General features: G+C 35.8%; 13 protein-coding genes. 6 read left to right on the top strand and 7 right to left on the bottom strand.

Annotated features, from left to right (window positions below; genetic code table 11):
* Positions 1–27 precede the first annotated feature (27 nt).
* Together rimM and ABWU74_RS04785 are read right to left on the bottom strand one after the other, a co-directional pair.
* Entirely contained in the window at positions 28–534 is a 507-nt protein-coding gene (rimM, locus tag ABWU74_RS04790; RefSeq protein WP_006279718.1) for a ribosome maturation factor RimM, read from the bottom strand.
* A 14-nt stretch (positions 535–548) separates the two neighbouring features.
* Complete coding sequence (locus ABWU74_RS04785) at positions 549–1,724, bottom strand: aspartate aminotransferase family protein (RefSeq protein WP_065094478.1); 1,176 nt, start codon at positions 1,722–1,724, stop codon at positions 549–551.
* 65 nt (positions 1,725–1,789) lie between these two features.
* Here ABWU74_RS04785 and ABWU74_RS04780 point away from each other — a divergent pair, with 65 nt between their 5' ends.
* From ABWU74_RS04780 to recF, 3 genes are all read left to right on the top strand, one after another.
* Positions 1,790–3,217: a sensor histidine kinase gene (locus ABWU74_RS04780; protein ID WP_353289238.1), complete on the top strand. Its 1,428-nt coding sequence runs from the start codon at positions 1,790–1,792 to the stop codon at positions 3,215–3,217.
* A gap of 189 nt (positions 3,218–3,406) precedes the next feature.
* A complete protein-coding gene (bcp, locus tag ABWU74_RS04775) occupies positions 3,407–3,874 on the top strand; it encodes a thioredoxin-dependent thiol peroxidase (RefSeq protein WP_209473278.1) in 468 nt (155 codons plus the stop codon).
* A gap of 16 nt (positions 3,875–3,890) precedes the next feature.
* Positions 3,891–4,988 (top strand): DNA replication/repair protein RecF, encoded by a 1,098-nt coding sequence (gene recF / locus ABWU74_RS04770; protein ID WP_264329605.1) that lies wholly within the window; start codon positions 3,891–3,893, stop codon positions 4,986–4,988.
* Between the two features lie 668 nt (positions 4,989–5,656).
* Here recF and ABWU74_RS04765 read toward each other — a convergent pair.
* The 4 genes from ABWU74_RS04765 to ABWU74_RS04750 form a co-directional block, all read right to left on the bottom strand.
* Complete coding sequence (locus ABWU74_RS04765) at positions 5,657–5,956, bottom strand: TrbC/VirB2 family protein (protein WP_209473357.1); 300 nt, start codon at positions 5,954–5,956, stop codon at positions 5,657–5,659.
* A gap of 88 nt (positions 5,957–6,044) precedes the next feature.
* Positions 6,045–6,392, bottom strand: a complete 348-nt coding sequence (locus ABWU74_RS04760; protein ID WP_209473274.1) for a TrbC/VirB2 family protein — start codon at positions 6,390–6,392, stop codon at positions 6,045–6,047.
* 114 nt (positions 6,393–6,506) lie between these two features.
* A complete protein-coding gene (locus ABWU74_RS04755) occupies positions 6,507–6,836 on the bottom strand; it encodes a TrbC/VirB2 family protein (RefSeq protein ID WP_209473270.1) in 330 nt (109 codons plus the stop codon).
* A 95-nt stretch (positions 6,837–6,931) separates the two neighbouring features.
* Positions 6,932–7,276: a TrbC/VirB2 family protein gene (locus ABWU74_RS04750; protein ID WP_209473268.1), complete on the bottom strand. Its 345-nt coding sequence runs from the start codon at positions 7,274–7,276 to the stop codon at positions 6,932–6,934.
* Between the two features lie 134 nt (positions 7,277–7,410).
* On the opposite strand from ABWU74_RS04750, the gene ABWU74_RS04745 reads away from it, so the two are divergent.
* Together ABWU74_RS04745 and ABWU74_RS04740 are read left to right on the top strand one after the other, a co-directional pair.
* Positions 7,411–8,226, top strand: coding sequence for a YihY/virulence factor BrkB family protein (locus ABWU74_RS04745; protein WP_209473266.1), 816 nt, complete (start codon positions 7,411–7,413; stop codon positions 8,224–8,226).
* Positions 8,213–8,968 (top strand): SDR family oxidoreductase, encoded by a 756-nt coding sequence (locus ABWU74_RS04740; protein ID WP_012673418.1) that lies wholly within the window; start codon positions 8,213–8,215, stop codon positions 8,966–8,968. Before ABWU74_RS04745 ends, ABWU74_RS04740 begins: the two co-directional genes overlap by 14 nt.
* Before the next feature lie 124 nt (positions 8,969–9,092).
* On the opposite strand, the gene ABWU74_RS04735 is transcribed toward ABWU74_RS04740, so the two are convergent.
* Complete coding sequence (locus ABWU74_RS04735; protein WP_167471214.1) at positions 9,093–9,266, bottom strand: hypothetical protein; 174 nt, start codon at positions 9,264–9,266, stop codon at positions 9,093–9,095.
* 138 nt (positions 9,267–9,404) lie between these two features.
* Between ABWU74_RS04735 and carB the strand changes: the two genes are divergently transcribed.
* Complete coding sequence (gene carB, locus ABWU74_RS04730) at positions 9,405–12,860, top strand: carbamoyl-phosphate synthase large subunit (RefSeq protein WP_209473264.1); 3,456 nt, start codon at positions 9,405–9,407, stop codon at positions 12,858–12,860.
* Positions 12,861–12,939: the final 79 nt, after the last annotated feature.

The following is a 12,939-nucleotide window of genomic DNA, read 5'->3' as shown; positions in this document are numbered from 1 at the left end:
AGCTTTATATAAATATCAAAGTCTTTATTAGTCAATAAATTCTGGTATATTTAATACTATATACCTCCCCTTTATATTTATATGTGGAAATATCTCTTTAGTGAAAGACAGCATAATACGTTTTTTTGTGCTGATAACTAAAATTTCTAATATATCCCCTGAGCCGAAATTATACACAGATTTTACATAGCCATATAATTCATTACTTTTCAGCCTTACTTCCATATCTACAAGGTCACTTTGGTAAAATTCATCCTCATCATTTAGCTCTGGTAACTTGCTTCTTTCTATATATAGCTTCTTATTCCTTAAAAGCTCTGCTTCATTACGGGAATTTACTCCGCTTATTGTAGCTATTACTAAATTATCACCTATGACGGATACTGAGTCTATTTTATAATTCTCATCACCACTTATTAGCTTACCATATAAGGAGATATTTTCAGGCTTTTCAGTAAAGGTTTTTACTTTAACAGCTCCTTTAATTCCGTGAGGAGAGGTAATAATTCCTAAGCATACCAGATTGTCGTTCATATTAATGCAAGTATCTAATCAGAAGATTTCTCAGATAAATATTGAGTCAAAATCTCGATGCCTTCATCAATCTCTTTTTCAGTGATAATGAGTGGAGGTAAAATTCTCACAACGTTGTCTGATGTTACCCCAACAGTAAGCAAGCCGCGATGACTTAACTCTTCTGCAAACTTTTGATTGTCTGCTTTCACTTTTATTCCAAGCATTAACCCTTTCCCTCTTACTTCCTCTATTATTGGAAATTTACTTGCTAAGTCTTCTAGTTTATTTTTTAAGTATTTACCTCTAATTTCAACATTTTTCAAAAAGCCGGGGCTGAGCAATTCTTCGAGCACAGCATTACCTACTGAGGTTGCAAGCGGATTGCCACCAAAAGTGGAACCGTGCATACCAACTGCCATATATTTAGCAGCCTTTTCAGTTGCAAGACAAGCCCCCAGCGGAAACCCCCCGCCTATTCCCTTTGCAAGAGCACATATATCAGGTTCCACTCCTATATGTTCGTATGCGAATAATTTTCCTGTCCTACCAGCACCGCATTGTACGCAATCAAAAAATAACAATATGTCATTTTCATCACACAGCCTTCTTAGTTCTTTCATAAAGACTTCATTCATTACTTTGATACCACCTTGCCCTTGTATTGGTTCTATTAATATAACGCCTATACCACTTGAAATTGCTTTCTTTACGCTCTCAATATTGGGCTCGATGTTATCACACCAATCAATGTAGGGATTTAGTAATTCAGAAAATTTCTGTTTATCGTTTGTAGCACAAGTTAAAAAGGTTCTTCCATGAAATGCACCATGAAATGTTAAAATTCTGTGACGATTTTTATTGCCTTTTCCATTTTGATAGATCCTAGCAATCTTAAGTCCACATTCTACTGCCTCTGATCCAGAATTTGAGAAAAATACAGTGTCAGCGAAACTATTGTTTATTAATTTTTCTGCAAAATTATTGGCAGCAGGTATATTATAGGTATTTGATATATGCCATAATTTTTCTCCTTGCAATTTAAGAGCACTAATTAATCGCGAATTAGTGTGACCTAAGCTACTAACGGCTATTCCGGAGTGAAAATCTACGTAGCGCTCACCATCAACATCATATAGGTAGATACCTTTGCCATGAGAAAAATTTATATTAACAGGAGAATAAACTGGCAAAATAGGAGAAATTGTCATAAAATATTATATGCTAAATTTTATTATTAATAACATAAAAACCGTTGTTTCACAATAAGAAGGATATGTATAAGCTAGGTAAATTGATGTTTTCTGCGTTGAAGAAAAACAAATACACAAAAGTTATTGTATTACTCTCATCGATCTTTATGATTTTATTCAGTGTGATATATTGTAATCATTTACTAAGGAGTAATTTCCTTTCTTCTTACCGTGATTCAAGTGTAAACTTAAAAAGCGTACTGGAAAATGGCATAATAAAAAAATACCATTATTTACTAATAGAAAAGCATCACATTAAATACAAAAATTTTGACTACATAAACCAACTAGTAAAACTACGTGCTGAATTATTACAATCAGTGAGCAAAGTAAAGGATTTCAGCTTAATACTGTATGATCAAAACGGCAGAATAATATTCAGTAATTTTAACACTCAAGATTATGATTATGAACAGTTACTTACAAACGATGAAATTGATAAACTATTAAGTAACCAAGAAATATTTTATACTACAGGAAATACATTAACTTCTATTTTCCCTATATTCCATGAAAATAGCGTTAAACCGTCGTTTTTTTTGAAGATTCTTCGAAACTACAATAATTCTTATGTTATAGCATATGGCCTGTTTTTAACATTTTTGGGCCTATTATTAATAATCTTAATATTAATAATGTTCTATTTGCACTTTTCTAATACCCAAATGCTAGCCAAGCAACATAAAATTAACATTGAATTACAGCAGATAAAAGAGACATTAGAGCAAGAAAATGCAAACAAGCTAAAGTTTTTTGCAAGCGTTACACATGAATTACGCACACCTCTTAATGCTATTATTGGATTTGCGGAGTTGATCAAAAATAAAACTTTAGGTTCAATGGATAATTCTCAATACAAGGAGTATGCAGACGATATATATAATGCAGGAACACACTTACTTACCTTAATTAATGATGTGCTCGATTTTTCTAAAGCTGAATCAAGTAGTTTAACAGTAGAAAAAGTGAAGTTTAACCTGAACAAAATAATGGATTCATGCGTAAATATGCTATTACCTAAATTAAAAGAAGCCGGGATTAATTTAAAAAAAGAGATGACTAATAAACAATTATTAGTCATTGCAGATCCCAAGAGAATGAAACAAGTTATAATAAATTTATTATCAAACTCAATCAAGTTTACTCCCAAAGATGGTTTAATAAGAATGGTGATAAAAGAAAATATAGAAAAAAACTTATTAACTATTGAGTTTCATGACAATGGAATAGGAATAATGCAACAGGATATATATAAAGTTATGTCTGTTTTTGGCCAAGCAGATTCGGGGTATAGAAACGAAGGTACGGGCATCGGATTGCCGCTAAGCAAGAAATTAGTAGAGTTAATGGGTGGAACTTTTGACATTAAAAGTGAAGCAAAACTTGGTACTACGATAACATTGAACTTCTTTTATGAAGAACAAACATGTGAAGATTCGATTGATTTTTAATAGGATCTATTTGATATGGCCTTACATCAGACGAAAACCACACTTTATCAAAAGCGGCAAGCCGAGAAGGTAGGCAGAAATTCATCAATAAGCCCCCATCAAGAATCTTATCTGTTAGCTATATATAAAATTTGATACTCTGACTACAATATACTACTATAGATAGAAGTGTTATTAATGGAGCAAGGTATGGAATTAGCAGTAGGAAATAATGCACCCGATTTTAGCTTACTAACAGATTCTGGTGAAAATTTATCACTGAGTGAATTTTTTGATAAAAAAAATGTAGTTCTTTATTTTTATCCTAAAGACGATACTCCGGGTTGTACAATGGAGGCAAAAGGCTTTAGAGATAAAATAGATGATTTTTCTTTCCTTGACACAGTGATAATTGGTGTATCAAAAGATAGTGTTAAGTGCCACACTAACTTCAAAGCAAAATATTCTCTGCCGTTTTCTTTAGTTTCTGATGAGAATGCTGAAATGTTGGGAAAATATGGTGTTTGGGTAGAGAAAAGTATGTTTGGCAAAAAGTATATGGGAATAGAACGCACTACTTTTTTAATAGATAAAAAAGGTAAAATAGTGAAGATCTGGAAAAATGTAAAAGTTAGTGGACATGTTGATGAGGTTCTGGAAGAAGTAAAGAGAATATAAACTAAAGAATAGGTTAATGGCTACCCATTGCTACATAAAAAAGCTGAAATTACATAATTTTCGTAGCCACTCAAACTTTGAACTGGATTCAGATGATAGCTCAGTTGTAATAACTGGCAAAAACGGTATTGGTAAAACTAATATACTTGAAGCAATCTCGTTGCTTGCTAAAAGCAATGGAATGAAAAAAGCAAAAGCCAGTGAGATACAAAATAGATTCAGTAATGAAGATTGGGTAGTGCACTATGATTTTTTTAATGGAATGGATTTTAATTCAATTGGTATCACAAAGAGTTTTGATAAGAAACTAATACAAATTGATGGAAAAACGCAATCGAGTTATTCATCTTTGTATAAGATATCCAATGTAATATGGCTGATTCCACAAATGGACTATGTTCTTCTCAATTCTCCAAGTGACAGATTAAAATTTTTAGACCGTATAGTCTCACTGTTTGAGGAAAATTACACTTGCTGCTACATGAAACACAGAAAAGCTAAACGTGAGCGAAGTAAACTGTTGAGAGAGAACACCTTGGACGAAAATTGGCTCTCTAGTCTTGAAAACATAATGGCCGTTAATGCAGTTAGTATTTTACGTATGCGATCGTCTGTTTTAAAGACACTACAAGACACAATTGATAACCATTCCAGTGAGTTTTTTCCGAAGGCAAGTTTGAAATTCAGCAGCCAGCTAACTTTGGACGATACTGCAGAATATTTTCAGAATCGTCTAAAGGAAAACAGAGAAAAAGATTCATTGACTGGTAGAGTAACCTTTGGTGTGCATAACGATAATTTTCGGGTTTTTTGTCAAAAAAGAAACGTACCAATAAATCTGTGCTCCACTGGAGAACAAAAGTTATTACTGCTTTCTATTATTTTATCCAGTGTAAAAGCAAGGTGTATTCATTACAATAAGGCACCACTTCTTCTACTTGATGATATAATGTCTCATCTGGATAAACATTACAGAAAGGCGTTAATGGAGGAAGTGTTAAGTATTCAATGTCAAACTTGGATAACTGATGTAAATCAAGATAATTTCAATAGCTATCTTTATTCTTTCAAGTTTTTTGAATTATCAAATGAATTAAATGCAAAACTTCCTTGACAAACCTCGCCAGCCCCCTTAATCATGATACTGAAGGTATTCAGTTATCTTCATCTGTGCAGATTAAACAGCAAGAAAACAACGTAGTTGGCGTCTTATTTTTAATTTTTTGCACTATGTGCACCTTATGTCTTCACAACATTTCTGGGTTTTTACCTATATAAGCTGAAACGCGCTTATAAGTCGTTTAAGACAGTATAGTACGCCGATTTTGCAGGATTAGAGAGTGACAACTAGCTAACACGCGGTTTCTTTTGCCTTTTTTTCTGCTTAGTAAATTTCTTAAACATTCAAACTAAGGTGAGTTGCATTCAAAAGCAGCTAAATTGCAGTGTTTAAGACTTAAAAAACGCCAATACTGAAAATAGACAATGACCAGGGCTTCTTTTGCCTTTTTTTTCGTTTGGTAAATTTCTTAAATATTTATGGCTAAACGACAACCGTCATCCCGCTACTTGTTAGCGGCTAAGATACCGCGAATGAATCGCGGTATGACGGTTCGCGGTGACATGACGATAAGCCTTGTCATTCTAGCGCGTGGCGCTGGAATCCAGACTTTAACTGATATGATTACAGAAAGAGAATTTATTAGGTAGTTATAGACACTGAAAGTGGTAAAACTTACCACTTTCAAGTAAAGAAAACTACGTTTACGCCTTCTATAATTTCTATGGATTATTCACTACTGCACCGTTTTGACAAATCACACCTCCTGGTGTTATTTTTGAAACGACTACAGGAGCACCAAAAAACACAGCAGTAAATGCACCGAGTGCAAAAAGCGCTGGCCACGGCATTCTGCCAAATATTGCAAGCAAAGCTGCACCTATTATCACTATCGTGATCATCGGCCCACCTATACCTTGGGTATATTGTACTATTTTGCATATCACTGTTGACGTTTCATCAGCATTTGCATCAAACGCAAAGGAGAGAATTAACGTCACAAGTAGAAGAAAATTTTTCATTACGCCTCCTATAATTTTTACTTTATGCTACTTCACTTTGATTAAATTTAAGTAAATGATACAAGAAGCATCATTTACCTAATACTTTTTAACCACACTTATAAATTCCTGATCCCGCAGGATCCTCTTTTAATGTTTGATTACCAGTACATGTCTCGCACCTACTTGCTGTGCCTGGTGCTATTTTTGAAACGACGGCAGGAGCACCAAAAAACACAGCAGTAAATGCACCGAGTGCAAAAAGTGCTGGCCACGGCATTCTGCCAAATATTGCAAGTAAAGCTGCACCTATTATCACTATTGTGATCATCGGCCCACCTATACCGTGAGTATAACCCATTATTTTGCATATCACTGCTGATGTTGCATCTAGATCAGCACGCGCATCAAACGCAAAGGAGAGAATTAAAGCTACAAGTAGAAGAAAATTTTTCATTACGCCTCCGATAATTTCTATTTAACGCTGTATTGTCTATCGCATTGATTAAATTTAAGTAAATGATACAAGAAGTATCATTTACTTAAAATTTCTTTGAGGCTGTGATACCTATTATGTACATTTACCATTAGTCAACGTTTTACCAGTAGGGCAAGCAATCGCACCATTCTGACAAAACGTACCATCTGGTGTTATTTTTGAAACAACTGCAGGAGCACCAAAGAACACGGCAGTAAATGCACCAAGTGCAAAAAGCGCTGGCCACGGCATTCTCCCAAATATCGCAAGCAATGCTGCACCTATTATCACTATCGTGATCATCGGCCCGCCTATACCTTGGGTATATTGTACTATTTTGCATATCACTGTTGACGTTTCATCAGCACGCGCATCAAATGCGAAGGAGAGAATTATAGCCACAAGTAGAAGAAATTTTTTCATTATGCCTCCGATAATTTCTATTTAACGCTGGATTATCTATCATTTTGATTAAATTTGAGTAAATGATGCAGTAAGTACCATTTACTCAATGCTTTTTACTGACAAGTATATTTTCCATCTGCATCAGGTTTCAATGTTTTCCCAGCATCACACGTCTCGCACTTACTTGCTGTAGTTGGTGCTATTTTTGAAACAACGGCAGGAGCACCAAAAAACACAGCAGTAAATGCACCGAGTGCAAAAAGTGCTGGCCACGGCATTCTACCGAATATCGCAAGCAAAGCTGCACCTATTATCACTATCGTAATCATCGGTCCACCTATACCGTGAGTATAGCTCATTATTTTGCATATCACTGCTGACGTTGCATCTAGCTCATTAGTATTTGCATCAAACGCAAAGGAGAGAATTAAAGCCACAAGTAGAAGAAATTTTTTCATTACGCCTCCTATAATTCCTGTTCTATGTTAAATTATCTATCCCTTTGATTAAATTTAAGTAAATGGTGAGGATTTTTTGCTTAAAAGTATCCTTTATTTCATTTAGAATACTTTTCTTGGTTCGTTTATATTACATGCTACAGAAATTTTACGGTATTGTTTATTGTCTTTATCGTGCTTTGATTGACACAATTTATAATGATGGAGTGGAGCATGCAGGGTATCTATCATTTTTAATTCTGTTATCAATATTTCCTTTTCTCATCGTTTTAATGGCTGTGGCATCAACATTCGCAAATTTCTTAGACCAGTATAACATTGGCTGGGTATTTATCATTGATAACATGCCACAGGATATTTTGGCATCTTTGATGCCGCGTATCAGAGAGATAATATCAGGCCCGCCGCAAAGCTTACTAACTTTAGCAATTGTAGGTGCTGTTTGGACCGCTTCATCGACAATTGAAGGGCTTAGAACAATACTCAATAAGGCCTATAAAGTTCCGGTTTCGCCGCCTTATATATTAAGAAGAGTACTAAGTATATTACAATTTTTAGTAATCACGCTTATTATAACTCTAACTATAGTGTTTTCTACACTAGTACCAATGCTAATTGATTTTTCCTATCAGGGACTAAGTTATACTAGGTATTTACTTATTGAATTTGTACTTTTCACAGTAGTCTCTTGGCTATATTTTATGTTACCAAACATAAAACAAAATTTATCAGACGTATTTCCTGGATCTTGTGTAGCTGTTATTCTTTGGACGATTTCTGCTTCAGCTTTTAAGCAATACTTAAAAGCTTCCTTTGACCAACTGGATTTGATATATGGAAGTTTAGGTGGTGTGGTAGTGTCATTACTATTTTTTTATATGCTAAGTTTGATTTTTATATATGGAGCAAAATTCAATTTTCAGCTAAAATATTTCAATGGATCTCGCTAAGGAGAAAGAAATGGGTAAGTTAGAAGGTAAAGTAGCTTTAATCACCGGAGCTTCAGGTGGAGTAGGCTCTGCTGTTGCAAAAAGGTTTATAAGAGAAGGTGCATGTGTGATTCTGATTTCAAGATCTCTTGATAATCTCAAGCCACTATATAATGAAATTGAAGAGCTTGAAGAATTTAAAGAAGGCTCTGTGAAACTAATTCAGCTTGATCTTTTAGACTTTGAGAATGTAAAGATACTGACAAACATGATAGAAAGCCTGAAATTATCAGAATCTGGAGCACTTGATATATTAGTTGCGTGTGCTGGAATTTTAGGCAAACTGAACCCCATTCATGACTGTGAGATTGAAGAGCTACAGAACGTAATGAATACAAATTTTACTGCCAATTGGTACTTACTAAAAAACTTAGATCCAATGCTAAAAAAGTCTAATGCTGGAAGAGCGATATTCATGACCTCAGAAGTGACACTTTCTCCTTCCTCTTATCCATATTGGATGCCGTATGCTGCAAGTAAAGTTGCACTAGAAATAATGGTGCAGATATATGCATCTGAGACAAAACATACAAAATTATGTGTAAATGCTGTATACACGGAAGGACCTGTGGGTAGTGAGCAGGCATTTCCTGGATCTGAATTGGTGTCACCTGATAAACTGACAGATAAATTTGTGGAATTAGCTTCTGAAGACTGCAGCATATCAGGAAAAATCTTACCGCTCAGCAAATCTCCCGAATAAATTACCATAGTATCTGCAAAGATACCGTTAAGCCCACAATTGTATAAACATTGTGATTTGAGAGTAATCTCCACTAGGAAGGATGTCATCCCAGTGCCTCTATGGTGTCATTCCAGTCTGGAATCTAGTCTTTATTATGCAGCCACTTATTTAAAGTTAAGTTTTCTGGATCCCAGACTGGGATGACACCTCTGGGCACTGCCGTCATAAAGGAACCAGTGTCAGCTACTTGAATGACATCATTTGCTGTGCAATTTACCTTCAAAAATGAATGTTTGTACAGCTGTGTGTCAAGCACTGGAATCTGCCACGCAAATTGCAATGTTCGTACAGTTATGCGTCAAGCCTAAAAGTAATTAGCTAATAGGTTTAATAAAAATTCACATATACAGGAAAGATTGGTAACATTACTTGAATAGAGACCGTTATTGTAATTATGCCGAAACGCACAGATATAGAATCTATATTAGTAATAGGAGCAGGCCCAATAGTTATAGGTCAGGCATGCGAGTTTGATTATTCCGGAACGCAAAGCTGTAAAGTATTAAAAAGCGAAGGTTATAAAGTCATTTTGGTTAACTCCAACCCCGCAACTATAATGACAGATCCTGAGTTTTCTGATGCGACGTATATTGAGCCGGTACTGCCTGAAATCATAGAGAAAATTATAATTAAGGAGAGGCCAGACGCAATATTGCCAACAATGGGCGGGCAAACAGCGCTCAATTGTGCAATAAAACTTGCAGATGATGGAGTGTTAGACAAATACAACGTAGAATTAATAGGGGTAAATAGAGAAGCAATAAAAAAAGCAGAGGATAGAGAGTTATTCCGTCAGTCCATGGATAGAATAGGACTGAAATACCCCAAAAGTATCATTATAAAAAATCAAGAACAAATAAAAAAGGCTTTGGATTACATTGGATTACCAGCAATCATCCGCTCGTCATTCACCCTTGGTGGTGCAGGTAGCGGCATAGCATATAATAAAGAGGAGTTTTTCAATATCGCAGAAAGTGCTCTCAAAATTTCGCCAATAAATGAAGTTCAGATAGATGAATCAATTATCGGCTGGAAAGAATATGAAATGGAAGTTATCCGCGATTGTAAAGATAACTGCATAATAGTCTGTTCGATAGAAAATGTTGATCCGATGGGAGTGCACACTGGGGATAGCATAACTGTTGCTCCTGCTTTGACTCTGCGTGACGTAGAATACCAACAGATGAGAAATGCATCTATAGCAGTGCTGAGAGAAATTGATGTTAGTGCCGGTGGTGCAAATGTTCAATTTGCAGTGAATCCTAAAGAAGATGGAAGCCTCGTTGTGATTGAGATGAATCCAAGGGTTTCTCGCTCTTCTGCACTTGCTTCGAAAGCAACAGGCTATCCTATTGCAAAAGTTGTAACTAAACTTGCTATTGGCTATTCGCTCGACGAAATACGTAACGACTGTGCTCCAATAATACCAGCAGCATTCGAACCAGTGATTGATTATATCGTCACTAAAATTCCTCGATTTGAGTTTGAGAAATTTAAGGGGACGAATTGTGAATTATCAACCTCCATGAAATCAGTGGGAGAAGTGATGTCTATAGGCCGCACTTTTAATGAGTCACTACAGAAAGCTTTCCGTTCACTTGAAACTGATTTTACAGGACTTGATGAAGTATTTCCTGAGAACATTGATATTGATCACATAAAATCTCAATTAGCAAAATTGCTACCAAACAGATTACTGATTGCTGCTGACGCAATGCGCCACGGAATTAGCATAGAAGAAATAAATTCGATTACAGGATATGACTTATGGTTTCTGCAAAATATACAGCAAATTATATTAACTGAACAAAAAATCAAGGAAAATGGATTTCCTGGAACTGCGTACGAAATGTTAGAGCTGAAAAAAATGGGATTTTCAGATGCAAGATTAGCAAAGTTAAGTAATAGACCTACCTCTGTCATTCCAGTACCCTCTAATGTCATCCCAGTGCGTGACACTGGGATCCAGCCAGCGTTACACGCTGGAGATCGAGTAAAACAAATCGAAGAAATAAGAAAAAAATTTGGCATTAAACAAGTTTATAAACGCGTAGACACCTGTGCAGCTGAATTTGAATCGAGCACTGCTTATATGTATGGCTGCTATGAGGGTGATGTTGAAAATAAAACGGAATGTGAGGCGAATATTTCTGACCGAGAAAAGGTTGTCATTTTAGGAAGTGGTCCAAATCGCATTGGTCAAGGTATTGAGTTTGATTATGCATGCGTACATGCAGCTTCTGCCGCCAAAGAAATGGGGTATGAAACAATAATGATCAACTGTAATCCCGAAACTGTCTCAACTGACTACGATACCGCTGATCGTTTATATTTTGCACCACTCATTGCAGAGGATGTGCTTGAAATACTAAGTAAAGAGCAAGAAAATGGCACACTGGTTGGTGTAATAGTTCAAATAGGCGGTCAAACACCTTTAAAGTTAGCCAAAGTGCTTAACGAGAGAGGTTTCAAAATTCTGGGAACTTCGTTTGATTCTATTGACCTTGCAGAAGATCGCATGAGGTTTAAAAACCTTGCTTTGCAACTTAATTTAAAACAACCTGAAAATTCTATCTGCCATTCAGTAGAAGAAGCGTTAACCAACGCAGAAAAGGTGGGGTTTCCACTAGTAGTCAGGCCATCATATGTCCTCGGCGGTCAGTCTATGTCGATTAGACACGATACTCAGAGCTTTAAAGAGTACGTCTTAGATCAAACTAAAATCTTTGAGCATGGTTCGCTGCTTCTTGATAAATTTTTAGTCAATGCAGTTGAGGTTGACGTTGATGCTGTATGTGATGGGGAAAAAGTTTTCATTGCAGCGGTCATGGAGCATATTGAAGAAGCTGGTATCCACTCTGGTGATTCAACATGCTCAATACCGACAAATACATTGAGTGACGAAGTAATAAAAGAGATCGAGCTCCAAACTGAGAGAATAGCATTAGCATTAAAAGTGAAAGGTCTGATAAACATTCAGTTTGCTGTTCAAGAGAATAGACCTCTTGCAGAACCTGTTTGTGATGAGAAATCTTTAGGAAAAGTGCAGATGAGCACCACAGAATACTCGAATGTATTTGAGGAGCGCAGACAAGCTTTGACGACAAAATTGCCTTCAGAAATCGAGTTATGCAAGAGGTCTAGTGATGTATACATACTTGAAGTGAATTTAAGGGCTAGTCGAACCGTTCCTTTTATTTCCAAGGTAATCAATATTCCTATTGCAAAGCTTGCCACTCAGGTTATTTTGGGTAAAAAATTGAATCAGGAAAACAAGCCTTTCAATCATTTTGCAGTTAAAGCTGCTGTTTTTCCATTTACCCGCTTTGCAGGAGTTGATACTTTACTTGGTCCTGAAATGAAATCAACAGGAGAAGTGATGGGAATTGATTCATCATTTGAAGCTGCACTTGCAAAAACGCACATGGCTGCAGGATACAAGTTACCAACAGAAGGAACAGCTCTGGTTTCAGTAAAAGATGATGATAAAAAGTATATATTGCCAGTTGCACGAATGTTGAAAGAACTGAGTTTTGAAATATATGCCACCAAAGGCACAGCTTCGTATCTGAACAATAACGGCATTGCTGCACAAGCTGTAAATAAAGTAAGAGAAGGCAGACCCCACATAGTTGATATGCTCAAAGATGGAAAAATAAATCTAGTGATTAATACTTCAAAAGGTGTAAAGTCAGTCTCAGACAGCAAAGATATCAGGAGAACTGCTATTTTGCAAAATATAGCTTACAGCACCACAGCTTCCGGAAGTAAAGCGTTAGTGCTTGCAATTCAATATGTAAAGAATAGCAAACTGGAAGTGAAATCATTACAGCAGATACAAAACGTTTAAATATCAAAACTAGAATAATTCACTCTCAAAATGCTAAAGAGAACATAATAAAAAGATGGAAATTTTGAAGGAAATAGTA

Source organism: Wolbachia endosymbiont (group A) of Paraperithous gnathaulax (genome assembly GCF_964028485.1).
In the GTDB taxonomy this organism is placed as follows: Bacteria; Pseudomonadota; Alphaproteobacteria; order Rickettsiales; family Anaplasmataceae; genus Wolbachia; species Wolbachia pipientis.
This window is presented reverse-complemented; position numbering and strand designations above follow the sequence as displayed.

Bases quoted from the DNA above. Each gene is read 5' to 3' on its own strand.
- ABWU74_RS04740 (WP_012673418.1), top strand. From the start codon at position 8,213: ATGGATCTCGCTAAGGAGAAAGAAATGGGTAAGTTAGAAGGTAAAGTA.
- rimM (WP_006279718.1), bottom strand. From the start codon at position 534: ATGAACGACAATCTGGTATGCTTAGGAATTATTACCTCTCCTCACGGA.
- carB (WP_209473264.1), top strand. From the start codon at position 9,405: ATGCCGAAACGCACAGATATAGAATCTATATTAGTAATAGGAGCAGGC.
- bcp (WP_209473278.1), top strand. From the start codon at position 3,407: ATGGAATTAGCAGTAGGAAATAATGCACCCGATTTTAGCTTACTAACA.
- ABWU74_RS04760 (WP_209473274.1), bottom strand. From the start codon at position 6,392: ATGAAAAATTTTCTTCTACTTGTAGCTTTAATTCTCTCCTTTGCGTTT.
- ABWU74_RS04745 (WP_209473266.1), top strand. From the start codon at position 7,411: ATGCTACAGAAATTTTACGGTATTGTTTATTGTCTTTATCGTGCTTTG.
- ABWU74_RS04780 (WP_353289238.1), top strand. From the start codon at position 1,790: ATGTATAAGCTAGGTAAATTGATGTTTTCTGCGTTGAAGAAAAACAAA.
- ABWU74_RS04785 (WP_065094478.1), bottom strand. From the start codon at position 1,724: ATGACAATTTCTCCTATTTTGCCAGTTTATTCTCCTGTTAATATAAAT.
- recF (WP_264329605.1), top strand. From the start codon at position 3,891: ATGGCTACCCATTGCTACATAAAAAAGCTGAAATTACATAATTTTCGT.
- ABWU74_RS04755 (WP_209473270.1), bottom strand. From the start codon at position 6,836: ATGAAAAAATTTCTTCTACTTGTGGCTATAATTCTCTCCTTCGCATTT.
- ABWU74_RS04750 (WP_209473268.1), bottom strand. From the start codon at position 7,276: ATGAAAAAATTTCTTCTACTTGTGGCTTTAATTCTCTCCTTTGCGTTT.
- ABWU74_RS04765 (WP_209473357.1), bottom strand. From the start codon at position 5,956: ATGAAAAATTTTCTTCTACTTGTGACGTTAATTCTCTCCTTTGCGTTT.